Source organism: Niallia tiangongensis (genome assembly GCF_044704065.1).
GTDB classification, from domain to species: domain Bacteria; phylum Bacillota; class Bacilli; order Bacillales; family Cytobacillaceae; genus Niallia; species Niallia tiangongensis.
This window is the reverse complement of record NZ_CP162613.1, coordinates 4,865,780-4,889,993: the sequence shown is the minus strand read 5'-3', so window position 1 is coordinate 4,889,993 and position 24,214 is coordinate 4,865,780. Positions and strand designations below refer to the sequence as shown.

At 36.9% G+C, this 24,214-nt stretch carries 21 protein-coding genes, 2 pseudogenes and 1 riboswitch; of the genes and pseudogenes, 14 read left to right on the top strand and 9 right to left on the bottom strand.

What is annotated here, in order from left to right; genetic code table 11:
- Positions 1–416: 416 nt before the first annotated feature.
- The 7 genes from hxlB to AB3U99_RS23120 all read right to left on the bottom strand — a co-directional run bounded on the left by hxlB (position 417) and on the right by AB3U99_RS23120 (position 7,863).
- Complete coding sequence (gene hxlB, locus AB3U99_RS23150) at positions 417–965, bottom strand: 6-phospho-3-hexuloisomerase (RefSeq protein ID WP_400244246.1); 549 nt, start codon at positions 963–965, stop codon at positions 417–419.
- Positions 958–1,605, bottom strand: coding sequence for a 3-hexulose-6-phosphate synthase (hxlA, locus tag AB3U99_RS23145; RefSeq protein ID WP_400244244.1), 648 nt, complete (start codon positions 1,603–1,605; stop codon positions 958–960). The genes hxlB and hxlA overlap by 8 nt, the downstream gene beginning before the upstream one ends.
- A gap of 153 nt (positions 1,606–1,758) precedes the next feature.
- Positions 1,759–2,763 (bottom strand): LacI family DNA-binding transcriptional regulator, encoded by a 1,005-nt coding sequence (locus tag AB3U99_RS23140; protein WP_400244242.1) that lies wholly within the window; start codon positions 2,761–2,763, stop codon positions 1,759–1,761.
- Positions 2,764–2,856: 93 nt separating this feature from the next.
- Complete coding sequence (locus tag AB3U99_RS23135; RefSeq protein ID WP_400244240.1) at positions 2,857–4,146, bottom strand: MFS transporter; 1,290 nt, start codon at positions 4,144–4,146, stop codon at positions 2,857–2,859.
- Positions 4,143–5,108: a sugar kinase gene (locus AB3U99_RS23130; protein ID WP_400244238.1), complete on the bottom strand. Its 966-nt coding sequence runs from the start codon at positions 5,106–5,108 to the stop codon at positions 4,143–4,145. Before AB3U99_RS23130 ends, AB3U99_RS23135 begins: the two co-directional genes overlap by 4 nt.
- The gene (locus tag AB3U99_RS23125; RefSeq protein WP_400244236.1) at positions 5,095–5,880 is read right to left on the bottom strand and encodes a sugar phosphate isomerase/epimerase family protein; all 786 of its coding nucleotides are present in this window, start codon (positions 5,878–5,880) and stop codon (positions 5,095–5,097) included. Before AB3U99_RS23125 ends, AB3U99_RS23130 begins: the two co-directional genes overlap by 14 nt.
- Before the next feature lie 618 nt (positions 5,881–6,498).
- Complete coding sequence (locus tag AB3U99_RS23120; RefSeq protein ID WP_400244234.1) at positions 6,499–7,863, bottom strand: MATE family efflux transporter; 1,365 nt, start codon at positions 7,861–7,863, stop codon at positions 6,499–6,501.
- Between the two features lie 350 nt (positions 7,864–8,213).
- Here AB3U99_RS23120 and AB3U99_RS23115 point away from each other — a divergent pair, with 350 nt between their 5' ends.
- From AB3U99_RS23115 to AB3U99_RS23075, 9 genes and pseudogenes are all read left to right on the top strand, one after another.
- Positions 8,214–9,419: an MFS transporter gene (locus AB3U99_RS23115; RefSeq protein WP_400248164.1), complete on the top strand. Its 1,206-nt coding sequence runs from the start codon at positions 8,214–8,216 to the stop codon at positions 9,417–9,419.
- A 608-nt stretch (positions 9,420–10,027) separates the two neighbouring features.
- Complete coding sequence (locus AB3U99_RS23110; protein WP_400244232.1) at positions 10,028–11,047, top strand: PTS transporter subunit IIC; 1,020 nt, start codon at positions 10,028–10,030, stop codon at positions 11,045–11,047.
- Between the two features lie 533 nt (positions 11,048–11,580).
- On the top strand, positions 11,581–12,939 hold the full coding sequence (locus AB3U99_RS23105; protein ID WP_400244230.1) for an FAD-dependent oxidoreductase: 1,359 nt from the start codon (positions 11,581–11,583) through the stop codon (positions 12,937–12,939).
- Between the two features lie 105 nt (positions 12,940–13,044).
- Positions 13,045–13,653 carry a DNA-3-methyladenine glycosylase gene (locus tag AB3U99_RS23100; RefSeq protein WP_400248162.1) on the top strand — a complete coding sequence of 203 codons (609 nt, stop codon included), beginning with the start codon at positions 13,045–13,047 and terminating at the stop codon, positions 13,651–13,653.
- A 355-nt stretch (positions 13,654–14,008) separates the two neighbouring features.
- Positions 14,009–14,183 (top strand): annotated as a pseudogene (locus tag AB3U99_RS23095) (PTS sugar transporter subunit IIC); the annotation flags it as partial.
- Positions 14,184–14,299: 116 nt separating this feature from the next.
- Complete coding sequence (gene uxuA, locus AB3U99_RS23090) at positions 14,300–15,352, top strand: mannonate dehydratase (RefSeq protein WP_400244228.1); 1,053 nt, start codon at positions 14,300–14,302, stop codon at positions 15,350–15,352.
- Positions 15,352–16,788 carry a glycoside hydrolase family 1 protein gene (locus AB3U99_RS23085; RefSeq protein WP_400244226.1) on the top strand — a complete coding sequence of 479 codons (1,437 nt, stop codon included), beginning with the start codon at positions 15,352–15,354 and terminating at the stop codon, positions 16,786–16,788. Before uxuA ends, AB3U99_RS23085 begins: the two co-directional genes overlap by 1 nt.
- Positions 16,789–16,803: 15 nt before the next feature.
- A pseudogene (locus AB3U99_RS23080) lies at positions 16,804–17,124 on the top strand (PTS sugar transporter subunit IIB).
- A 22-nt stretch (positions 17,125–17,146) separates the two neighbouring features.
- Positions 17,147–17,476, top strand: a complete 330-nt coding sequence (locus tag AB3U99_RS23075) for a PTS lactose/cellobiose transporter subunit IIA (RefSeq protein ID WP_400244224.1) — start codon at positions 17,147–17,149, stop codon at positions 17,474–17,476.
- Between the two features lie 51 nt (positions 17,477–17,527).
- Here AB3U99_RS23075 and AB3U99_RS23070 read toward each other — a convergent pair whose 3' ends face one another.
- On the bottom strand, positions 17,528–18,499 hold the full coding sequence (locus AB3U99_RS23070) for a bile acid:sodium symporter family protein (RefSeq protein ID WP_400244222.1): 972 nt from the start codon (positions 18,497–18,499) through the stop codon (positions 17,528–17,530).
- A 302-nt stretch (positions 18,500–18,801) separates the two neighbouring features.
- On the opposite strand from AB3U99_RS23070, the gene AB3U99_RS23065 reads away from it, so the two are divergent.
- The 4 genes from AB3U99_RS23065 to thiW all read left to right on the top strand — a co-directional run bounded on the left by AB3U99_RS23065 (position 18,802) and on the right by thiW (position 22,506).
- Positions 18,802–19,569 (top strand): ABC transporter ATP-binding protein, encoded by a 768-nt coding sequence (locus AB3U99_RS23065; protein ID WP_400244220.1) that lies wholly within the window; start codon positions 18,802–18,804, stop codon positions 19,567–19,569.
- An 18-nt stretch (positions 19,570–19,587) separates the two neighbouring features.
- Positions 19,588–20,406, top strand: coding sequence for an ABC transporter permease (locus tag AB3U99_RS23060; RefSeq protein WP_400244218.1), 819 nt, complete (start codon positions 19,588–19,590; stop codon positions 20,404–20,406).
- A 164-nt stretch (positions 20,407–20,570) separates the two neighbouring features.
- Complete coding sequence (locus AB3U99_RS23055; protein ID WP_400244217.1) at positions 20,571–21,593, top strand: ABC transporter substrate-binding protein; 1,023 nt, start codon at positions 20,571–20,573, stop codon at positions 21,591–21,593.
- A gap of 131 nt (positions 21,594–21,724) precedes the next feature.
- Positions 21,725–21,834, top strand: a riboswitch (TPP riboswitch).
- 174 nt (positions 21,835–22,008) lie between these two features.
- Positions 22,009–22,506, top strand: coding sequence for an energy coupling factor transporter S component ThiW (gene thiW, locus AB3U99_RS23050; protein ID WP_400244215.1), 498 nt, complete (start codon positions 22,009–22,011; stop codon positions 22,504–22,506).
- A 400-nt stretch (positions 22,507–22,906) separates the two neighbouring features.
- On the opposite strand, the gene AB3U99_RS23045 is transcribed toward thiW, so the two are convergent.
- Positions 22,907–23,632, bottom strand: a complete 726-nt coding sequence (locus AB3U99_RS23045) for a GntR family transcriptional regulator (RefSeq protein WP_400244213.1) — start codon at positions 23,630–23,632, stop codon at positions 22,907–22,909.
- A 273-nt stretch (positions 23,633–23,905) separates the two neighbouring features.
- Here AB3U99_RS23045 and AB3U99_RS23040 point away from each other — a divergent pair, with 273 nt between their 5' ends.
- The gene (locus tag AB3U99_RS23040; RefSeq protein ID WP_400244211.1) at positions 23,906–24,214 is read left to right on the top strand and encodes a PTS sugar transporter subunit IIB; all 309 of its coding nucleotides are present in this window, start codon (positions 23,906–23,908) and stop codon (positions 24,212–24,214) included.

Genomic DNA, 24,214 nt, shown 5'->3' with positions numbered 1-24,214 from the left:
TCACTTTTTCAGTGCCTATAAAGCCTGTGGGGTCTAGGCTTTGCTCTACTTCCCGCAGGAGTCGAGTGTCCTCCGCTCCATTCCACTCCGTTTTTAAAGGTAATTTCCTAAAAAATATTGTTTTTTCAAGAAAAAATAAATTAGTAGGAAATATGGAGCAGCCTGAATACACGTAGACGCCACGGGGATTAGCGAGACAGCCTGAGACCCTGCAGGCCAAAGGCAGACCGCGGCTTTAGCGCGAGCCCCACGGAAAGCGAAGTGTATTCAGGCTGCGGGTAATAACAGCTGAAACAGCATTTTTACAAGCCGATTAAAAAGCCAAACAATCATACGAATTTTCGTGTAATTGTTTGGCTTTAACTTTGGCTGGAATACTTATGTCCCAGCCTCTTCTTTTGAAAAGTACAAATTAGTTATTCCATATTACTATGTCGCTTAAAGGCCTGCGTGAAGCCAATCTCATTTAATTCAGCAAAGTTTAGACAAATGGTATCAAATACGATATGTGCGCATTGATCAAACAAAGAACCAAGGGGCTGTATGGTTTTCGTCTCCGTTGCCTTCCGATATTTTGTGCTTGCGGGAATACAGATTGTATTCGTTGCTTCTTCCACAAGCGGGGAGCTAGGATCAGTAGTTAAGACTAAAACACTGCAACCTAGTTTATTGGCTGTTTCGGCTGTCCAAATGACGGATTTTGTTTTACCAGACCCAGAGATAGCGACTAATAAATCTTCATTGGAAATAGAAGGGGTAATGGTCTCTCCAACTACATAAACAGTTGCTCCTAAATGCATCAATCTCATCGCAAAGGATTTGGCCATTAAGCCGGATCTTCCTTCCCCGACAACAAAAATTCTCTTTTTTCTTTTAACTAAATCTGCTGCATCTAATAATAAGTTTTCATCGACCTGTGCTAAAACGATTTGGATTTCCTGTTGAATAGCAGTAAGCTTACTCATTGATAAAAACGCCTCCTTTTGCTAGTTGATTAAATTGTCTTGCTGCCTCAGATGGATTGGCAGCTTTCGTAATAGCAGAGCCAATAATGGCTATATCGATACCACCTGCAAGAAGCTGTGATAAGGAATCGATGGTTATTCCTCCTGCCGCTGCAATTGTGTGTGAAGGAGTTGGATATGCAGCTGGAATCTCGCTATTTTTCCATTCGTTTTTACCACTTAATTCTTGTTCATCCTTACTGATATGTAAGCAGAAAATAGCATCCTCAATCGTGAGAAGAGACTTCAGCTGTTCACTGGACGTATTTAATAAATCAATCATCACTCTTTTTTGATAGGTTCTAGCCATTTCTATACAAGTTTCAATGGTTACTTTTGGGGCATTTCCCATAACGGTGATAATATCAGCACCAGCAGTGAAGCTAATCTCCGCTTCGTATTTTGCATTATCCATTGTTTTCGTGTCAGCAAGAATTGTTTTATGAGGAAATGCTTTTTTCATTTCTCGAACACTTTCCATACCAAACTCTTTGATAAGAGAGGTTCCTACTTCAATCCAATCAATATCAGACTCTACTAAACGAGTTAAGCGGATTGCTTCAGAAATCGTTAATCGATCTAAAGCCAATTGAATTTTCATTTGTACGAACAGTCCTTTCTTTCATTACTAAACCGATTTATCAAAACAACAAAAATTTTTTTGAAAATTTAATTATGGGGGGAGCATTATTCTATTCTCTTGGGATACAAAATCGTTAGAACTTGAAGGAACGCTTCCCCGTTACCAAAACTATTAAATCTTTTTGATCGATGATTGTCTCACAATCAATTCACATGGATAAATAATTTTTTCCTTTTGATAGGATTCCTTATTGATTTCTTTAAGAAGTACCTCAGTTGCCTTTCTTCCCATTTCAAAAGCCGGCTGTGCAATGCTGGTCACGGGAGGATTGGAAAGATGGGCAAAAGGAAAATTATCAAATACAATAAGGGAAACATCTTCAGGAACACGAAGGTGATTTTCCTGTAAAAAAGCTAAAGTCTCTAAGAATACTAAATCATTTCCAGCTAAAATAGCAGTCGGGGGCTTCTCCTTCTGAAAAAGCTCAGACAATGCTATCTTCACATTTGCGATTTCGGAACTGATGATATAGTCTTCACGAATGTCTATCGAGTATGCTTGTAAAGCTTTCTTATACCCTTCAATTCTTTCTTTTCTTGTAGAAATAGTTAATGGCTGCGTCAAAATAGCAATATTCGTATGTCCATTTTCCAAAAATAACTGGACTGCTTGAAAGCTAGAATCCACGTTTGTGGAAAGGATAAAGGGAGCTTCTATTCCCAGTATATCTCTATCCATAAATACGACTGGATAATCTTCTTCTATCATTTTTGCATAAATATCTGTATTTTGCCCTGTTGGAAAAATAATAAGACCATCCACCTGTTTGGCACGCAATGTTTCTATATACGTTCTTTCCTTTGTAGGATTATTGTCAGCATTACAAATAATCGCCTGATAGTCATGCTCAAAGCAATAATCTTCAATGGAACGGCAGATTTCAGTCGAAAAACGATGTACAATATCAGCTACAATAATCCCAATCATGGAAGTCTTCTTTTGTTTAAGGCTACGTGCAATATAATTTGGGTGATAGCCTAGCTCTTCAATTGCGAGCTTAATTTTTTCTCTTGTGTCTTCTCCCATGTACTCATAACGTTTATTGATATATTGGGAAACGGTGCTCTTGGAAACACCAGCATATTTTGCTACATCTGCCATGGTTACTTTCGCCATTTGTTTTCCTCTCTCACTACATTAATAGATTCTTGTACTAGTATAAAACAATCTATTCGTACATGGAAAGGGAAAGAGGAAAACGCTTAAAAATTAGTCGTGTAATGGCTGATGTGATAATTCTGTTTTCTTCTTCAGCACATTCTTTTCATTTTTCGTCGCAATGATGGTTAAAATAGCCGACAATAATAAGGCAATGGCCATGAAATTGTAGGAAGCTCCAAAGCCGGCTGTTAAATCATTTAAATAGCCAACAATATATGCTCCAGCAAAAGAACCTAATGCCCCCATACTATTAATCAAAGCCATTGCACCACCAGAGACGTTTCTAGGAAGTATTTCTGGAATGATAGCAAAGAACGGACCATAAGGAGCATACATTGCCCCGCCAGCAATGGAAAGGAGAATAAAGGATAACCAGAAATTACTTGTTCCGATTAAATAGGATCCATAAAAGCAGATGGCTCCAATCAAAAGAAACGGATAAACAAATAGCTTACGATTTTGATATTTATCAGAGAAATAAGAAACCGTTAACATAAGAACACAAGCTAATACATAAGGAATCGATGCAAGCCAACCGGTTGTAACAATACTTGCATTTGGTGCGGAATTAATAATAGTAGGAAGCCACATAACAAAGCCATATACACCGATGCTCCAAAGTGCATATTGAAGACTAAGCAAAATAACAGTCTTTGATTTAAATGCTTCTTTATAATCCTTCACAGGCTTAAGCTCTTTTTGTTCTTCTAATAATGCTTGGTTAATGGCTGCTTTTTCCTCATTGTCCAGCCATTTTGCATCTTTGGGATGATCATTCACTAGCTTCCACCATAAAAATGCCCATATAACTGCAGGTAAGCCTTCTAAAATAAACATCCATCTCCAACCAAGGGATTCCAAAATATAGCCAGATACAATACTCATCCATAAAACAGTTGCTGGATTTCCTAGTATTAAAAAAGTATTGGCTCTAGAACGTTCTGCTTTTGTAAACCAATGACTTAAAAATACTAACATAGCAGGCATAACAGCACTTTCCACCACACCTAAGCTAAAACGTATAACGAATAATATTTTGACATTTGAAATAAGACCAGTTGCAGTTGCTAATATGCCCCAAAGGATTAGCGCCCAAAAAACTAGCTTTTTCGCACTTTTATTCTCGGCATAATGTGCGCCTGGAATTTGAAAGAAGAAATAACCTAAAAAGAATAATGCACCAAGCAGAGAAGAGGTAGCTGCAGTAATATTTAGATCCTCAGCTAAGCCACCAGCAGCCCCAAAGCTATAATTTGCTCTGTCTAAATATGCTAAGCTATAGGTAATAAAAACAATCGGGATAAGACGAATCCATCTTTTTTTAGAAAGGGTATTCATATACTTACACTCCTTTGAGATTGATTGTTTATATAATAAATAAGTTCTTGTTTCGCTGGATATCCAGTATTGTCACCAAGCGATTGAACGGCTAACGCGCCAATGGCATTCCCCCTTTGAACAGACTTTTCTACAGGAAGCTTTTCTAATAAACCGCTTATTACTCCAACTGCAAAACCGTCACCTGCTCCAACGGTATCGATCACATTTTCTACCTGGTAGCCATTTATTGTTCCTTCTTCTGTAGGTGATTTATAATGGGCACCATGCTCACCAAGTTTTATGATAACTAATTCCACTCCAGCATCTAAATAGTAGGAGGCAATATCAGCAGGCGTTTTAAATCCAGTTAGTTTTATACCTTCCTCTAGTCCAGGTAAAACGTAGTTAGCTTGTTTAGCGAAGATGTTAATGGTATCAATCATTTCTTTTTCTGAATTCCAGAGTTTTGGTCTTAGGTTTGGATCAAAAGAGATTTTTTTAGCTTGGCTTTTAAAAAAGGTTAACGCATGTTGGGCAAAATTTCTAGTATCTGAAGAAAGTGCTAATGGAATGCCTGTCATATGCAGGTGTTTTGCCTTTTGGAAGTAGCGCTCATTAAAGTCTGAGATAGATAGATGGCTCGCAGCAGAACCTTTTCGAAAGTATTGTACTTCTGGATCCCCTTGTGTCACACGTGATTTTAACTGAAAGCCAGTCGGAAAATGAATATCTGTTATGATTTGATCTACATGAACACGATGTTTCTGGAGTTTATCGATAATAAATTTACCAAAAGCATCAGTACCTACTTTACTGACAAAGCTTGCATTGAACCCTAATTTGGCTAAACCAATTGCTACGTTTGTTTCCGCCCCTGCAAGTTCCATTGTGAAATGATCTATCTCGTGTAATGGACCACATGAATCGGCAATAAACATAGCCATTGCCTCACCAAATGTAATGACATCAATTGATTGCATGTGAATTTTCCCTCCCTTGATTGGATTGAATAATATCTATATATTTATTAATTTCCTCCATCGATCTCTCGAGGGGAAACTCCAATGCTCTTGGGATGGAGGCTGAGATACATTGATCCATCTTTCGCCAATCAGCAGTTTGTTCAGGTGGTAAGGGCACGGTAAAAAAAAGATTATCCTGCTTAACTACATGCTTTAAATGAAAATAGAAAATATAAGGTTGGAAAATTTGAAAAGCTTCATAAGCATCCTCTTGTTGGAAAGCCCAATTACCAATATCAAATGTCATTTCCACTGGCATTTCTAGTTTAGAAGCGTTTTCAAAAAAGGCCGCTAGTGGCTGTATTTTTCCGCCTTCCATCGTCTGGTCATTTTCCACTAATAAAGAGACATTTGGATGGTCCTTCAAAAGCTTCCATAACGATTGGAGATCTGATTTCTCTTCCATATAATGACCCAAGGGAAGTTTCACCCATTTTGCTGAGATACAGTTACATTCTTCAAAGATAGTTTGAAGTGCCTGTTCGTTTATGAAGCCTGTGCTATTCCATATTGGAATTGGAGCAGAGTAAACGGTAGTTAAGTTAGCTTTGTGAAGAATGGGTTGTATATTTTGTAAGACTGATAGTAAATCCTGTTCCCTTAATAATTCTCTTCTAATTTCTATTCCGGATGCTTTTGATTTTCCAACGATAGAAATGGCCTGAAGTAAGTCTTTCATTGATATTTTTTCAGCGAAAAAGGAATTTAAAGGGATATATATTTCAGACATTTTTTCATCTCACCTCTCATAAAACGATTTAGTAAACCGGTTTAGTTGTATTATAAGTGGTGTGAAAGCGCTTTTCAATACTTAATTTTAATTTTTCGATAATTAGGGAAAAAGTCGGGGGAGGTTGATTTGCGAAAAACACAATTTATCAGCCAAACAAAAAAGAGGCTGGGACAAAACTAAATAGCCAACCTGTAAAGACGAACAATCCTTAATTTAGCTCTTAAATAAAGGCTGCTTTTTCATGCTAGTTATTTATGATTTTAGATATAGTCAGTGTAAAAAATAATTCGTTTTTAAAGATTGTTTTTCTATAAACAATTATGGAAATAGAAAAAATTAATTAATTGGAAAGACGGAGCAGCTTGAATACACGTAGACTCTTATGGGAGCAGCGAGAAAGTCCGAGACCCTGCAGGAACGTGAGCTGTGAAGCGGCTCGGCGCTCGCCCCATGGAAAGCGAAGTGTATTCAGGCTGCGGATAATAACACCATCTTTACTGAAACAGCCTTTTATAAACCAATAAAAACCCGAACAATCACATGGAATTTGATATGATTGTTCGGGTTTGTTTATGGCTGGAATACTTATGTCCCAGCCTCATATGAAAAAATGCTTTATGCATGCTCCTTCATAGCACGATTAACCTTCACTCTTTCCCAAGGCTTTGATTTCCAACGTCTATAGGCAAATATGCCTCTAAACCATTCGTCCATTCCTTGAGCTAACCACACTCCGAGTAGACCTAATCCTAATGTAATTCCTAATGCATAGCTCAATGTAACGGCGATTCCCCACATAGAAATTATACCGATTATTACAGGGAAACGTACATCTCCAGAAGATTTTAAGGAACTCATTAAGACAATATTCATTGCTCTTCCAGGTTCTATAAATACAACTGCCCATAGAATAGGTAATCCAATGGCGATAATTTCGTAGTTGTTCGTGAATAGCTCTAAAATTGGCTGACCGATAAATGCCATCACCAATGCAGCAGCCAATGAAACCATCATGGCAAGTCTAAGTGTTTTAATTCCACGTTTTAGTGCACGATCAAACTGCTTTCCGCCAATATAGCGGGCAACAAGAAGTTGAGTTCCTTCAGCAATCGCTAAAGTAAACAAGTAGCAGATCATCGAAATATTACTAATATAAACTCTTGCTGCTAAGGAAGCATCTCCAAGAGAAGCGACGATTGCAGTAATCATCAATTGGGAAAATTGATACGATAAATTTTCACCAGCAGAAGGAATTCCGATGTATAACATGTCTCGTATATCCTGTTTATTCACTTTGATAAAATCTTTTACTTTAAAAGTTAAAGCGATTCGTTTGTAAACAAGATAAAGCAAAACGAGTACGGCGAATGCTCTAGCAACAACAATCGTCCAAGAAACACCGACAACACCTGTAATAGGTAGACCAAAAATTCCGAGAATACTAATGGCATAACCTAATACGCTTATCACGTTCATCAAAACACTAACAATCATGGATTCTTTAGTAAAACCATGGCTTCTTAATACAGCACTAAGTGCAAGTGAGAGAGATTCTAAGAAGAGGGACGCACCGCATATACGAACAAATATTAATCCGTATTCTAATACTTCACCGCGGATATCAAATAGTCGTAATAAATGTTCACCGAAGACAACAACGAGGGCTGCGATTATTATTCCAAACCAGAAGTTTAGACCAACTGCAGAACGGGCAAACCTTCTAGCTTTGTTAAGCTCATTAGCTCCTAGTTTTTGTCCAATTAAAATCATAGCAGCGATAGAGGTAACATTAAAGACAAGGATAAAAATTCCAAGAAGTTGATTGGCAACCCCAACCCCTGCAGCTGCGCCATCTGAATAATGGCTTAACATTAAAGTAGCAGTAACACCCATCCCCATGTGTAAAGCAAGTTCAATAAACAATGGCCAAGATATATTAAAAAGAGACTGGTTTTGTATTTTTGTTGATGAAACGCTCAACAGTTAAGCTCCCCTTTACATTTAAAATATTAGCAAACATAAGAACCATTTTATGCTTATTTAGAAGAAAGTAAAGGGGAAATGCCAAATTTTTTAGGGGATTTATCAAAAGTCTTGAATAAAGCAATAGTTGCGCATTTTCGCCATATATTTATGGATTTATTTATGGGATCAGTCCACTATTTACCACTAGAAAATAGCTTTTGAAGAGTAATCAATCATTGTTTGATCTGAAAAAATATTGGAGAAAAAGGATGAAATGTAATGATGGATGTCATGACAAGTGTTATTATAGTAGATAGTTTTCATAAATAAACGAGCAGTGGGAAACATAAGGAAAAAATGGGAGGATAGCAATGAAAAAAGAAATATCACAAAGAAAGATTCTTGGCATCGCAGGATTAGGATGGATGTTCGATGCGATGGATGTAGGGATGCTCTCTTTTATTATTACAGCACTCCAAGCGGATTGGGGATTATCGGGAAAAGAAATGGGCTGGATTGGCAGCATGAATTCCATTGGAATGGCAGTCGGAGCACTTATTTTTGGGTTAATGGCAGATAGAGTAGGAAGAAAACATGTATTTATGATTACTTTGTTATTATTTTCGATTGGTAGTGGATTGTCCGCTTTCACTAGTTCTTTAACAATCTTTTTAATTCTGCGTTTCTTTATTGGAATGGGACTGGGTGGAGAATTGCCGGTAGCTTCTACACTCGTTTCGGAAAGTGTTCCAAAGGAAAAACGTGGAAGAGTGGTAGTGCTACTTGAAAGCTTTTGGGCTTTTGGCTGGTTACTTGCAGCAGTAATTTCCTATTTTGTCATTCCAAAGTATGGATGGCAAGCAGCACTATTAATTAGCGTACTTCCAGCATTTTATGCCATCTATTTACGATTGCATTTGCCAGATTCACCGAAATTTTTAAAAGTAGATAAGGAAAAGAAATTAACGATTAAGGAAAGCATGCAGGCAATTTGGTCAAAGGAAAACCGGAAGCAAACGGCAACATTATGGATTTTATGGTTTTGTGTCGTGTTCTCTTATTACGGAATGTTTTTATGGCTTCCAAGTGTAATGGTTTCACAAGGATTTAGTATGATTAAGAGCTTTCAATACGTATTAATTATGACATTGGCACAATTGCCAGGCTATGCAGTTGCAGCCTACCTAATAGAAAAAGCAGGAAGAAAATTTGTACTAGTATTATTTTTAGTTGGTACAGCAGGAAGTGCGTTTATGTTTGGGCTAGCAGATAGCACAGCAATGCTGCTTACGGCAGGAATTCTTTTATCCTTCTTCAATTTAGGAGCATGGGGAGCGCTTTATGCTTATACGCCGGAACAATATTCTACGAAAGTTCGTGGAACAGGTGCAGGAATGGCAGCAGCTATAGGAAGAGTTGGAGGAATTTTAGGACCTTTATTAGTGCCTTACTTAACAGCACAAAATGTATCGATTCCATCTATCTTCACCATTTTTTGTATTGCTGTTTTAATTGGTGCTGCAGTTGTACTGTTCTTTGGAAAAGAAACAAAGAATACAGAAATTATCTAAGAGTGGTTCGCCACTCTTTTTTTTGTTAAATATTCTGACAAAACTTCATTTTATTAAAAAGTATCCATTTTATCCTTCATATCGATATTATTTCTCTAAAATATTAATCATTTTTCCCAAAAATAAAAAAAGAATTTTACAATATGATTTTGATGATAACGCTTTAATATATTCTGAAATAAAATAATTATTTACATTTTCAGAATATTGGTGATATTATAACTACACAATAATTAAACGGTTTAGGAGGAGCATATCATGAAGATCAAAGCAAATACATTACTGATTATTATACTCATACTATGCTCTTAGGATTAAATAATCCCTCTTTATTATATTGGGAATTGTTTAGTCCAGTTTTTGTTATTAAAAAACAAGGCGCTAAACAGTTTGAAAGACTTGAAGGTGCCTATCCAAATATTGGACAGGTTTTTTTGTTTTTATTGGCTATTTGTAAAGATTGTTACTTCGATATTATTTAAATCGCGAGTGAAATGGAGTAAACCCACTTTACTTCTATCGTTTAACTGTTCAAAAAACAAAATAGGCGAAAACAGCCTTTTGATTTTATTTTATAGAATTATTTTCTAATAGAGGAGAAGAGAACGATGAAAAACAAAGAATATTTTATGGAACGAATGTATAAAGCCTCAGCAGGAATGTCAAATGCAGTCCTTGTAACATTAGGGATGGGATTGCTGTTAGAATCGATTGGAAAAGCATTTGGCTGGGATGTATTAATACAAATTGGCGGAGTAGCAAAGGTATTGCTAGCACCTGCATTTGGGGCAGGAATTGCCTATCAGTTAGGCGGGAACACGTTAGTGATTTTTAGTGCGATGGTCTGTAGTACGATTGGAGGGAATGCCCTACACGCAACGGATGCAGGAATGGTACTGGTTTCCGGACAACCAATCAGCGCGGTATTAGCTGCAGTTGTCGCAACATACGTTGGTAAAAGGGTGAATGGAAAAACGATCTTAGACATGGTAGCAATTCCAGCTGCAGCAATTCTAGTTGGAGGCATGGCAGGAGTGGCTTTAGCGGCAGTAACAACACCAATGTTGGAATGGATTAGTGCCCAAATTACTACTTCCGTTCAAGGCTATCCATTAGTTGCGCCAATGGTTATCTCATTAGTATGGAGCATCCTACTAATGACTCCAGCATCATCGGCAGCTTTAGCAATCGCGTTACAAATGGATCCCGTTTCAAGCGCAGCTGCTTTAATCGGTTGTACGGTACAATTTGTCGGATTTACCGCAATGTCTCTTCGTCAAAATGATTTAGGAGGATTTCTTGCACAATCCATCATTACACCAAAAGTGCAGTTTCCAAATCTTGTGAAAAACCCATTGCTAATCATCCCTCCTTTTGTAGCAGCTGTTATTTGTGCACCGATTGCCACACTAGGATTTGGGTTCACTGCAACGTATGAATTAGCTGGATTAGGATTGAACTCCTTAATTGCACCAATTAGTATTATGGCAACACAAGGATTGAATGGATTTTTAATCTACGCAGCAGTTGGCATGATTCTTCCAATTGTAATTACGCTGCCACTTTATTTCGTCATTCTTCGTGTAGGTTGGGTGAAAACAGGAGATTTGGCAATGAGAGTACAGTAATAGTAGAGAGTTAAAAGAGGTTGGGACATAAGAATTCCAGCCATAGACAAACCCGAACAACCATACGAGAGTTTGATATGCTCCCAATAAAGTAGACAGATGAAATAGTAAAAAATCTGTTTACTTTATTGGGGGCTTTTTCATGGCGAAAAATGTTTATTCAGCGCAAGAAAAATTTGAAATAATTGTGGATTATGAGGACAGACAAACTTCAGTTTAGACTTCTGTCGGAGGCGCATGAAAAAGTAGCCTTTATTTAAGAGCTAAATTAGAGATAGTTCGTCTTTACAGATTGGTTATTTAGTTTTGTCCCAGCCTCTTTTAATATGTTAAGAATGATACAAGAAAGATAGGGCAATATAGGAAGGAATTATTTTCTTGTGAATTTTATCACAAAATAGTTGCATTAAGAAATATTCGATGTATAATAAAAGTGTGAACAAAATGTGAATGACGTCACAATATATGTGATTTATTTCACTAATTAAGTGAAGAGTTTCACATTAAATCTATTACAAAAGGAGTTTTAAACGATGAAAGTAATTGTAATTGGATGTACACATGCTGGAACAGCAGCAGTAAAAACGTTAGCGAATTTAAATAAAAATATAGATATAACCGTGTATGAAAAAAATAATAATGTATCTTTTTTATCCTGTGGAATTGCTTTATATGTTGGTGGTGTGGCAAAGGATGCTAGTCAATTATTTTATTCCTCACCAGAAGAACTGAAATCCCTCGGTGCAACCATGCATATGGAGCATGAAGTATTGGATATTGATACAGTAAACAAACAAGTGCGTGTGAAAGACTTAAATACAGGAGAAGAAAAGATTGATCATTATGAAAAATTGGTGATGACAACAGGCTCTTGGCCAATTATTCCGCCAATCGATGGGATTAACTTAGATAATATTTTGCTATCAAAAAACTATAATCAAGCAAATGAAATTATTGAGCGATCCAAGAATGTGAAGAACGTTACAGTAATTGGTGCTGGATATATTGGTGTCGAGTTAGTGGAAGCATTTGCGTTAAATGGAAAAAACGTAACGTTAATTGATAGCGAAGATCGAATCTTAAATAAGTATTTAGATAAGGAATTTACAGATGTAGTAGAGGATGAATTTGCAGAGCGCAATATTCGCTTAGCTTTACAACAGACGGTAACGAAATTCGAAGGAAATCAACAAGGAAAAGTAACAAAGGTTTACACAACAAAAGGGGAATATGAAACAGATTTAGTTATCTTATGTGTCGGCTTTAGACCAAACACGACTCTTTTAAAAGGAAAAGTAGACCTATTACCTAACGGTGCGATTAAGATTAATGAATATATGCAATCAAGCAACCCAGATATTTATGCAGCTGGTGACAGCTGTGCCGTTAATTATAATCCAACAGGAGAAAAAGTATATATCCCTCTTGCAACCAATGCTGTTCGAATGGGGACATTAGTAGGCCACAATATTGCGGGGCAGCCATTGAAGTATATGGGGACACAAGGGACTTCAGGGTTGCATATTTTTGGCTTGAATATGGCATCTACTGGTTTAACAGAAGTAACTGCAAAGCTTAATCATATTCCTTATGAAGTAGTAGAAGTAATCGATAATGATCGCCCTGAATTTATGCCAACATTCCATGAAATTCGCTTAAAAGTACTTTTCCATAAAGAGACTAGAAATATATTAGGAGCACAATTGATTTCAAAAGCAGATGTTACCCAAATGATGAACACATTATCTGTATGCATTCAAACTAAAATGACGATAGAGCAATTAGGATTTATCGATTTCTTCTTCCAACCACATTTCAATAAACCGTGGAATACATTGAATCAGGCAGGATTAGCTGCCTTAGCGAAAGAGAAAGAACTTATTGAGCAATAAGTAGTCAGAAGAAACGGAATCATCTCTTTAATTAAAGGGATGATTCTTTCTTTTTTGGGGAAAAGAAACGTATACTATAAGAAATAAATGAGGAGAAAGACAATGATTGATTACATAAACCAGTCGACAGAGGAAATAGCAAGACAACTTTTAGGGAAGATTCTTATTCATCAGACGCCGACCCATTCGTATAGTGGTTATATTGTAGAGACAGAGGCTTATATTGGGGTGGAGGATATGGCTTGTCATAGCTATGCTGGAAGACGAACTCCTAGGTTAGAATCGATGTATAAAATTGGTGGGACAATTTATATTTACACCATGCACACCCATCAGATGCTAAATATTGTAACAAAAAAAACGGGCAATCCGCAGGCTGTCCTGATTCGAGCAATCGAACCCCTTGGTGGAATAGAATGGATGGAACGGAATCGAAATACTACAGGCGTAACAATCTGTAATGGGCCAGGGAAATTAACGAAGGCAATGGAAATCACAAAAATATTAGATGGGGATTTACTAAATGAAAGTTCTTTATTTATTAAAGATGGAAAAACACCAACACAAATAGTGGAATCGCCGAGAATCGGGATTCCCAATAAAGAGGAGTGGACCTCTATGCCGCTTAGATATTATGTAAAAGGGCATCCTTTTGTTTCTGGGATGAAAAAGAGAGAGACTTTGACAGTAGAGGAATATTGGCTTCATGGATAAAGAAGGATTTGGATAGAAAGCGCTTTCTTTTGATGGACTAATAAGATATGATGTAGCTATCTACAAAGTGGGTAGTAATGGAAAGTTTTGAAAGGAATTTGTTAAAAAGTCGTGGGTGTTCTCTCTTCCCGTTTTCTTTGGAAAACGAGCGTATCGAGGTCTTTACAAAACAGCTATGTCTATTTTAGTGAATACAGACCTGAATGGAGCAGCAAATATCTTAAGAAAAAGTAACCATACATCCGAACTTTCGGACAAGGTGGTTAGGTAGCTTTTGGCGGTCCCAATGAGAATAAAATTAGCATAACCAAGGCTATCTCATAGAATCTTGGTACTTTAGTGCCGAATAGTTAAAAAAATTACAGGAATTTATTTGTATAAAGCAGTATATAACATTGTACAGAAGCCTTTAGAAAGTGTAATGCAAAGGCTTCCAGTAATTTCTTATTCTTATGTTTGTTGCACTGTTTTTCTGGGTGATTGGTATTCGCAGAAATCAAATGGTAAAACCGATAAGGGAGCCGTTATTACACAAGTCATTTGTATTGTTGTCTCGATTCTTATTTACTTGCCATTTGTTCTGATTGCCAATAAAGCCCCTACTGTTCCAGACGAATAATACGGAAAGAGGAAAGGAAGGGTAAAGATGAAAATGACGTTTAGATGGTATGGGCAAGAGGATACAATCCCACTTTCTTACATCAGGCAAATACCGGGGATGACTGGAATTGTAAGTGCCATATATGATGTTCCAGTTGGAGAAATTTGGCCATTAGTTAAGATTAAGTCATTGAAGGAAGAAATTGAAAAGGTAGGATTAGAATTCAAAGTAGTAGAAAGTGTCCCTGTTCATGAAAATATTAAACTAGGACTCTCAGATCGAGATCAACTTATTGGAAATTATATTGAAAATATAAAGAATCTTGCCAAAGCTGGAATTGAGGTTATCTGTTATAACTTCATGCCTGTGTTTGATTGGACGAGGACACAATTAGATAAAAGGCTAGAAGATGGTTCAACAACGCTTGTCTATTACCAAGACCAATTAAAAGAGATGAATCCTGAAACAAGCGAATTAGCATTGCCAGGCTGGGATACCTCTTATACGAAGGAAGAGCTTAATGGATTAATAGCAAAGTATAAGCTATTGGGTGAGGAAGGCTTATGGGAGAATCTTTCCTATTTTATCCAAAAAATTATTCCTGTTGCTGAACAAGTCGGTATAAAAATGGCGATACATCCTGATGATCCACCATGGAATATATTTGGAATTCCAAGAATTATCACGAATGAAAGCAATCTAGATCGTTTTCTAGCTCTGTATGATAGTGAGGCAAATGGGATTACCTTATGCAGTGGTTCACTGGGCTGTTCGAGGGAGAATGACTTTGTCAAACTTGTTGATAAGTATGCTAGAAAAAATCGAGTACCATTCGCACATTTACGAAATGTGAAAATTTTGGATAATAATGATTTTGAAGAGTCTGCACACTATTCCCTTTGTGGAAGTCTTAATATGGTGGATATTTTACAAGCATTTAATGATTCCGGCTTTTCCGGATATATACGTCCTGACCACGGGAGAATGATATGGGGAGAAACAGGTAAGCCAGGTTATGGGCTTTATGACCGTGCGTTAGGAAGCGTCTATTTAACAGGTATTTGGGAGACGATTCAAAGAAGCAAGGAGGAGATATAATGGAACAAATCAAAAAAAGGATTCCAGAAAACTTTATTTTAGGTGCAGCTGCATCAGCATGGCAAACAGAAGGCTGGACAGGAAAAAAGGATACACAAGATTCTTATATGGATATTTGGTACAAAAATAATAAAAATGTTTGGCACAATGGCTATGGGCCGGGGGTTGCAACAGATTTTTACGATCGATATAAAGAAGATGTTGGAATTATGCAAGAAATTGGCTTGACCCACTATCGTACATCGATAAATTGGTCCCGTTTCTTGACTGATTATGAAAATGTAGTAGTGGATGAAGAATACGCTTGTTATATGGACAATGTCATTGATGAACTAATTAATAAAGGCGTAGAACCAATGATTTGTTTAGAGCACTATGAATTGCCAGCCACTCTTTTCGAAAAATATGGCGGATGGAATGACAGACATGTTGTTGATTTATTCGTTAAATATGCAGAAAAAGTATTGGATCGTTACGGTAATAAAGTGAAGCACTGGTTTACTTTCAATGAACCGATTGTTGTACAGACACGAGTTCATTTAGATGCGATACGTTATCCATTTGAGCAAAACACACAAAAATGGATGCAGTGGAACTATCATAAAGCACTTGCTACCGCTAAAGTTGTTGCGTTATTTAAAGACACACAGTTGCATGAGCAAGGGGCAAAAATCGGTGTTATTCTAAATCCGGAAGTTACGTATGCGAGATCTTCAGCTCCACATGACCAGGATGCGGCCCGCATTTATGACCTGTTTTTTAATCGGGTATTTTTAGACCCATCGATTAAAGGGGAGTATCCAGAGGAATTAATGGATCTTCTAAAAAAACACGATATTTCATTTGAGCATACAGAGGAAGATTTAACTGTAATAAAAAATAACACGGTTGATTATGTTGGCATTAATCTATATTATCCACATCGCGTTAAAGCAAGAACAACAGTCTGGAACGAAAATACTCCATTTCACCCATCCTATTATTATGAAATGTTTGATATGCCAGGCAAGAAAATGAATCCATTTCGAGGATGGGAAATCTATCCACAAATTATGTTCGATATGGCGACCCGCTTGAAAGAGGATTATGGCAATATTGAATGGTTTGTCGCAGAGAATGGAATGGGTGTAGAAAATGAATTTAAGTATAAGGATGAAAATGAAGTAATCCAAGACGATTATCGAATTGAATTTATAAGTGAACATCTTAAATGGTTATTAGAAGCAGTAGAACAAGGAGCAAACTGTAAAGGATATATGCTTTGGGCATTTACGGATAATGTTTCGCCAATGAATGCTTTCAAAAACAGATATGGATTAGTTGAAATTAACTTAGAAGAGAATCGAAATCGAAAAATGAAGAAGTCTGCTTATTGGTATAAAGAAATGATTAACACTAGAGAAATAATGGTGAAGAATGACGATTTAATAAAATAACAGGAGGACTTTACAATGAAAAGGATTATATAAGCCTGTTCAGCAGGAATGTCTACTTCAATTGTTGTATCAAAAATGAAGACGGCTATTAAGGCTAGAGGAGAAGAAAAAGATGTTTATGCCATTCCAGAAGGAGCAATTGCTGATGAATTAGCCACTTCAAGTGAGGGGGTAATGGCTATTCTATTAGGACCACAAGTGCGATTTATGAAAAAAGCTGCTGAAAATGCTGTGAAGCCATATGGTATTCCAGTTGACGTTATTGATACGAAGCTATACGGTACAGCAAATGGAAAGAAAATACTAGATCACGCATTATCATTAGCCAAAAATTAACGAAAAGTATAGGGGTGGTGAAATGAATACGTTAGAAGAAATGCAAACAGCAGCCTTTCAAATTATATCATTTGCTGGAGAGGCAAGAAGTTGTTATGTAGAAGCCATACAGATTGCGCGAAATGGAACGCTGGAAGAAGCTAAGAAAAAAATAGAAGAAGGTGTTCAATTTTATAATCAAATTCATAAAGTCCATGCTTCTCTTATCCAAAGGGAAGCTGCTGGGGAACAACTGCCTTTTTCCCTCATTCTAATGCATGCAGAAGACCAGATGCTAACAACCGAAACCTTAAAGATTATGGCAAGTGAAATGGTAGAAATGTGTGCCATGATTTTCGATAAAACATCATAAAGGAAAGTAAGGGTAACCTTCTCTTTGGTGAGCGTTACCCCTTTTATTTGTCTATGAAATTTTCCCTTCCTTTACTTTTCCAACGAAAGGTTTCTCATACACTATTTTGATGAAATAGCCATATAAAGCTGCTAAGATTTGTTGGAATAGCATGCCGATAACAACGGGAACAGCTACTGCTGCCGGGAAGAAGCTTACAGCCAGCACTGCCCCTGCACTAATGTTTCTCATGCCCCCAGAATAAATCATGGAAATAATTTCCTCTTTGCTTCGTTTTGTTAAAATTCCTAATATCCAGGCAAAAATGTAACCAGATAATGCAATGATAAAAACAGTAAGTGCTACTTGAAGAAACTTCTTATCAATATTCCGCAGGTAAGGTGCTACTACCGAACTATTAATACTAACAACAAGTGCTAAGCCAATTTTGGAAAAAGGGGAAAGTGTCTGATTCCATGCTTTTGCTTTTTCCTTTGAGAATTGATTAAATAGCATGCCTGCAATCGAAGGCAGAACAATCATTCCAAGAAGTCCCTTCATCATTCCCCAAACTTCTAGCTGAACCGTTTCTCCAACAAATAGACTCATACTTAAAGGTACAAGAAATGGAGAAAGCAAGGTATCAATCAAAATAATAGCAAGCGTAAGCGCAATGTTTCCTTTATAAAGACTAACCCAAATAACACTTGTAATCCCAGTAGGAATAACAACAGCCAAAGTAAGACCAGTAATGGTATAGGCATCCCCTTGGAAAAATAGATGTCCGATCATAAAAGCCCATAAAGGAGTGATGATATGAAGAATAGCCAGTGTTAACAGTAAAGAAAGTGGGTGAGTAATCGTATATTTCACCGATTTCAAGTTAGATGTCAAGCTACCTACAAAAGTCATAACCGCAAAAATCCATGGTACTAAGAAAGCGGCATAATGCAATATACCAGCTAGCAATACACCTATGACTACACTCACAGGAGTTATAAGCGGCATCCACTTTCCAAGAAAAGCATTCATTTTTTGTAACATGTAAAGGACTCCAGTTCTTGTAAAAAAATATACGTTCATTTTAACATAGAATTTATCTATGTTTATTAAAATTTTCAGATTATTAAAAAAGAATGAGTTAGATTTTAAAAAAAGCATATCCGTTTATCTTCTATTTTACGATTAACTCTTTTTTTCTATATTAATTATCCCATTCGCCTATTTTTACATATAGTATAGCAAGAATGAGTTTAGAACTGTGGAATGTTCATTGGCAATCAAGAATTTTTGATTAAAAAAGTACTCGAATACATCGAATATTTTAGAATGGGGAGGGACGCAGGTTGCATAAATTAGAGGTAATGAACAGTAGTAAGGTTTTTCGGAAAAATGGAAAAGAATTTTTCGCATTAAAGGATGCGAATTTGCAGATTCCAGAGGGGAAATTTGTCAGCATAATTGGTCCTAGTGGTTGTGGGAAATCAACGTTATTTAATATTATTGCTGGATTAATAAAACCATCTACCGGTCATGTCCTTTTAGACGGTAAAGATATTGTTGGTAAAAGTGGGCATGTCGGCTATATGCTGCAAAAAGATTTACTCCTGCCGTGGAGAAATATTCTCCATAATGTGATTTTAGGCTTAGAAGTAAAAGGTGTTCCGAAAAAGGAGGCAATCCAAAGAGCCTTGCCTTTGTTGGAAAGATACGGATTAGAAGGATTTGAGAAGCATTTTCCAGAGGAACTATCTGGGGGAATGAGACAGCGGGCGGCTTTGCTACGAACCTTGCTTTATGATCAAGATGTTATTTTACTGGATGAACCTTTTGGCGCATTAGATGCCCAAACACGAATGCTTATGCAGGAATGGCTTTTACAAATATGGGGTGATTTTAAGAAAACAATTCTATTTATCACGCATGACATTGATGAGGCCATTTTTTTATCAGATGAAATATATATTCTTACACCAAGACCAGGAACGATTAAAGAAAAGGTTTCGATTGATTTACCAAGACCGCGAAATGAACAAACACTTCTAGACTCAGCGTTTATTCAATTAAAGGAATACGTTTTACAATCGCTGAAATCGATTGAAGAAACAGAATAAGAAGGGAGGAAAAGCACGATGGGATCAAAAACAAAAACAGAGCAGCTTTATATCGAGGATGAAGAAGCAATTGCGAAAAAAAGAAAGAATTTTACTCGGATAGGACAATGGAGCTTTGGAATAATTTTTCTCCTTGCATGGGAATTGCTTTCCAAATGGAAAATCATTGATTCCTATTATTGGAGCAGCCCATCTACGATATGGAAAACAGGTTATATAGCCTGGACAGAAGGCTCATTATGGAACGATTTATTATACACATCAGGAGCAACCATCTTTGGTTTTGGATTAGGAACCTTTTTTGGCGCATTATTAGGTCTTTCCTTCTGGTGGTCCTACTATTATTCTCGTATATCAGAACCGTATTTAATTGCATTTAATGCCATCCCGAAACTAGCCTTGGCACCTGTCCTTGTTATTTTATTTGGAATAGGCTTTGGCTCCAAAGTAGTTCTTGCCTTTATGATGACCATTATTACAACAGCTCTTGCGGCATATAGTGGTGTGAAGGCTGTAGATAAGGATTTGGAAAAATTAATGTACTCTCTCGGTGCAAAGAGATGGCATGTCTTCACAAAAGTAGTCGTACCAACTACCATGCCATGGATTGTAAGTAGCTTGAAAATAAATATTGCCTTAGCTTTAGCAGGTACCATCGTTGGTGAATTTATTAGCTCCAGACAAGGCATTGGCAGAATGATTCTATATGCCGGTCAAATTATGAACATTAATCTTGTCTGGGTCGGAGTAGCAGTATTGTCCATCCTATCAATTGTTATGTACTTTGCTACTGTATGGCTAGAAAAGCTTCTTTTAAAAGGGAGAAATGGCGAATAAGATATTTTCCTTTTAGAAAGCACATAATGAGAAAAAATGTTCCATATATATGAAATAGAATATGTAGTTCCATCATCCACATTAAACTTCTATATTCATCTTCATTTTTCAATCCACTAATAAATTTCCTATTCTATTTATATATGAAAAAGGGGGCATTACCTTTGAAAAAGAGCAGGCTTTTTCTACTTGCTTGTCTTAGTATCGTGTTGGTCCTTGCTGGATGTAGTTCAAATGAGGGGGCAAAGGAAACAAAGGATGGTTTGCGTAAGCTTATCATTTCTGAGCCAGTCCACTTGATTGGATATCTTCCGTTGTATGTTGCGATGGAGGAAGGATATTTTGAAGAAGAGGGACTGGAAGTAGAAGTTATCACTGCAACAGGAGGAGCCCATGTTACATCTGTTGTTAGTGGCGATGCTTGGGGAGTAATTGGCGGACCAGATTCTAATCAAATGGCGAATCTGGGAAGCTCCGACCCTATTCAGTCAGTAGTCAATGTTGTCAATCGAGCCAATGTCTATTTGATGGGAAGTTCAGATGAACCGGTTGATAGTGAGAATGAGGAAGAGCTGGCAAATTATTTAAAAGGAAAAACGATTGCTGCTGGTCGATATGGCGGAAGTCCAAACCTTTTGACAAGATGGTTAATAATGGAGTTAGGATTGGATCCTGAAAAAGATGTAATATTAGAAGAGCCAGCAGATGCAAGTGCCGTCGTTTCCTTAGTTGAAACAGGAAATGCAGATATTGCAAACGGAGGAGAACCACAAATTACAGAGGGAATTAACAAAGGCGTCTGGAAAGAACCGTTTTACAGCTTTGCTAGTTTAGGAGATTATCCATATTCGGTTGTCAGTGTCAAAAAGTCAACCATAGAAAAAGAGCCAGAAGTAGTAGAGAGCTTTGTCAGAGCAGTATTAAAGGGATTAGAGAAAGTAGAGGATAATCCTGAACTTTCCATGCAAGTGCTAAAAGCAGAATTCCCTTCAACCTCAGTGGAAAGTCTGCAGGCATCATTAGATCGAGCCTATGCAGATGAATTATGGAGTAAAGATGGCTATATTTCCGAAGAATCTGTAGCAAAACCGATGGATGTCGTAGAAAAAACAGGTGTATATACAGAAGGATATATATACGATGAATTAATCGACATGCAATTTGTGGATAAATTGTCAAAAGAGTAAAGAAGCCTAGTTGTGTTCCAGACTAATTAGTTGAAAGCTTTGACGCGAAGTTGCTCAAACACCTTTAATGTCAGGAAAATAGTGCTTTTCGTTATAAAGGAAATAAGTTACAATAGAGAGCATAAGCATATATTGACTACTAGGGGTGCCATGTGTTGGCTGAGAGAAAAACCTGTTCGTTTTTTAACCCTAAAGACCTGATCTGGATCATACCAGCGTAGGGAAGTAGCGGATTAACTCTATTTCTTTTTGACTTTATCAGTCAGGTCTGTTTAGATCTGGCTTTTTTGTTGTGTGAAAAGTCCGTACTGTAGTAGACCCCCTGTGTAAATTCTTTCCTGTCTACTAGTCAATAGAGATTAGGCTTTTGCTTTGTCTTCGTGCTTAAAATTGTTTGAGTGGAGGAAATGATACGATGAAAAGAACAAAATTATTGGTTCTAATGGCCATGTTTACTGCTATTGGGACATACGGTTCCACCCTTCTTTGGTTTCCGGCAGGTATTGCCAAAGCATACCCAGTTCAACATGCGTTAAATGTAATAGCGGGAGTCATACTTGGTCCAATTCCGGCAGTGATCATTGCCTTTGCAACTTCACTGTTAAGAAATTTATTGGGAACGGGATCTTTATTAGCCTTCCCAGGAAGTATGATTGGTGCACTTCTTGCTGGATATCTATTCCATAAAACATCAAAGCCTATTTTAGCAGCATTAGGAGAATTCGTTGGCACAGGAATTATTGCTTCCTTGGTAGCCGTACCGTATGCTTCCGTTTTTTTAGGCGCAAAGACAGGAGCCTTATTTTACCTGCCATCCTTCGCTGTTAGCAGTTTTGCAGGATCCATTATCGGCTTAGTGCTAGTTAGTCGTTTGGTAAAAATAAAGTCATTTCAAATGTTGAATCAAAATTAATAGAATAGATGAAGGACCGATTAGTACTTAGTCTACAATGACAGAGGAAAATCGGTTTTTTTTGTGGATAAGTTATTATAAATCGTGGATAATCTGTGGATAATATAGTTGTTTCGGTGGTTTTTATGAAAAAAAGAGGAGATAAGAAAGATTTTTTGTGGATAGAGCAATCAAGAGGAAAATCAATGAAACCTGCTTTTCAAGGCTTAGTGTAGAAAAAGGCGTTCATAAAGAGAATGAAAGCCACATTTTGTTGGTAAGCGAGGAAAAAGAGCGTTTCATAAAGACAATAAAAAAATAAATATAACCAAATCTCCAATTTAAGTTCCTTCATCAGAAAAGCACCTTTTGACACACAAGTGAATATTTGTAATAACAAATATTCACTTGTCCTGAAGTGTCAATAATTCCGTTCTATGACAAAGTGCGCTCTGTCACCTCTGTAAATGGTCTTTGAATATTCAATAGCTGTTTCATCCTCGGCGTAAGCAAAGGTTTCAAGTAAAAAGCAAGGGGAGCCAGTAGGTATCTCAAGCATCCTAGAAATCGTGTCATCCGCCAAAATCAATTCGAGATGCTCTACTGTTTTGCTTATTTTAATATTGTATTTTGTTTCAAGCATTTTGTATAAGGATTTTTCGCATGCCGCACTATCTAATCCAGGCACTTTGTACCAGGGTAGGTAAGAGATTTCATATTGAAGAGGAGCATCGTTTACATACCGCATACGTTCTAGGCAGTTAACGGGCTCTCCTATGTTTTGGTTAAATTGTTTTGCAAGAAAGTCTGTGGCTTCTATGACCTTAAGCTGCAGTACCTTTATAGATGGATCTTTCCCTTGCATCATAATTTGTTCAGAGAACTGCTCCACCGTGCTAGTTAAAGATTGTTTTACTTTATTTTCCGCGACAAAGGTACCTTTGCCTTGTACTCGGTACACATATCCCTCAATCGTTAGCTGTTGCAGTGCTGTGCGGATGGTTGTTCTGCTAACTCCAAATGTTTTACAAAATTCTGCCTCAGTTGGCAATTTAGTGTTTGGTTGATATTCGCCACTTTTAATCATGGTGATAATGGACTCTTTTACAATTGAGTGTAGTGCAGCTTCTTTGTTTAGTTCTTCCACAATCGTTTCCCTCCGTAACGTCTCTATTTATAGAATATCTTTTCTATACTTAATAAGCAAATAATTAATAAATTTGTAATAACAAATAAAAATATATTGAAATATAAAAGATTTGTTATTACAATATGAGTATAGGTTTTCCCTATTTCTTTATTTCGCTTAAGATAGGAAGGCTTGTTGAAAGGAATTCGTACGTAACAAAAATCAGAAAGGATCACTGTTTTTTTATGATTAAAAGTCAGAATAATCTATCAATTAAAAGGGGATGAATTATTGAATATTCTACTATGTTGTTCAGCTGGAATGTCTACAAGTTTATTAGTTTCGAAAATGGAACAAAGCGCAAAAAATCAAGGGATAGACTGCAAAATTTGGGCGATAGCAGCATCTGAAGTGAACAACGAGATAGAGAATGCTGATGTCGTTTTACTAGGTCCTCAAGTACGATTTCTTTTGCCACAAGTAAAAAAAACAGGCGATCAAAAAGGTATCCCTGTTGCTACCATTAATCCGCAGGACTACGGACTATGTAATGGTGAAAAAGTGTTGGAACAAGCCACTACTTTAATTAAGGGGGAATAA

What these genes read in the sequence shown, in the direction of transcription:
- AB3U99_RS23075 (WP_400244224.1), top strand. Translation starts at nt 17,147, where the DNA reads ATGAATACGTTAGAAGAAATGCAAACAGCAGCCTTTCAAATTATATCA.
- AB3U99_RS23135 (WP_400244240.1), bottom strand. Translation starts at nt 4,146, where the DNA reads ATGAATACCCTTTCTAAAAAAAGATGGATTCGTCTTATCCCGATTGTT.
- hxlA (WP_400244244.1), bottom strand. Translation starts at nt 1,605, where the DNA reads ATGAAAATTCAATTGGCTTTAGATCGATTAACGATTTCTGAAGCAATC.
- AB3U99_RS23125 (WP_400244236.1), bottom strand. Translation starts at nt 5,880, where the DNA reads ATGTCTGAAATATATATCCCTTTAAATTCCTTTTTCGCTGAAAAAATA.
- hxlB (WP_400244246.1), bottom strand. Translation starts at nt 965, where the DNA reads ATGAGTAAGCTTACTGCTATTCAACAGGAAATCCAAATCGTTTTAGCA.
- AB3U99_RS23070 (WP_400244222.1), bottom strand. Translation starts at nt 18,499, where the DNA reads ATGTTACAAAAAATGAATGCTTTTCTTGGAAAGTGGATGCCGCTTATA.
- AB3U99_RS23110 (WP_400244232.1), top strand. Translation starts at nt 10,028, where the DNA reads ATGAAAAACAAAGAATATTTTATGGAACGAATGTATAAAGCCTCAGCA.
- AB3U99_RS23085 (WP_400244226.1), top strand. Translation starts at nt 15,352, where the DNA reads ATGGAACAAATCAAAAAAAGGATTCCAGAAAACTTTATTTTAGGTGCA.
- uxuA (WP_400244228.1), top strand. Translation starts at nt 14,300, where the DNA reads ATGAAAATGACGTTTAGATGGTATGGGCAAGAGGATACAATCCCACTT.
- thiW (WP_400244215.1), top strand. Translation starts at nt 22,009, where the DNA reads ATGAAAAGAACAAAATTATTGGTTCTAATGGCCATGTTTACTGCTATT.
- AB3U99_RS23130 (WP_400244238.1), bottom strand. Translation starts at nt 5,108, where the DNA reads ATGCAATCAATTGATGTCATTACATTTGGTGAGGCAATGGCTATGTTT.
- AB3U99_RS23060 (WP_400244218.1), top strand. Translation starts at nt 19,588, where the DNA reads ATGGGATCAAAAACAAAAACAGAGCAGCTTTATATCGAGGATGAAGAA.
- AB3U99_RS23105 (WP_400244230.1), top strand. Translation starts at nt 11,581, where the DNA reads ATGAAAGTAATTGTAATTGGATGTACACATGCTGGAACAGCAGCAGTA.
- AB3U99_RS23140 (WP_400244242.1), bottom strand. Translation starts at nt 2,763, where the DNA reads ATGGCGAAAGTAACCATGGCAGATGTAGCAAAATATGCTGGTGTTTCC.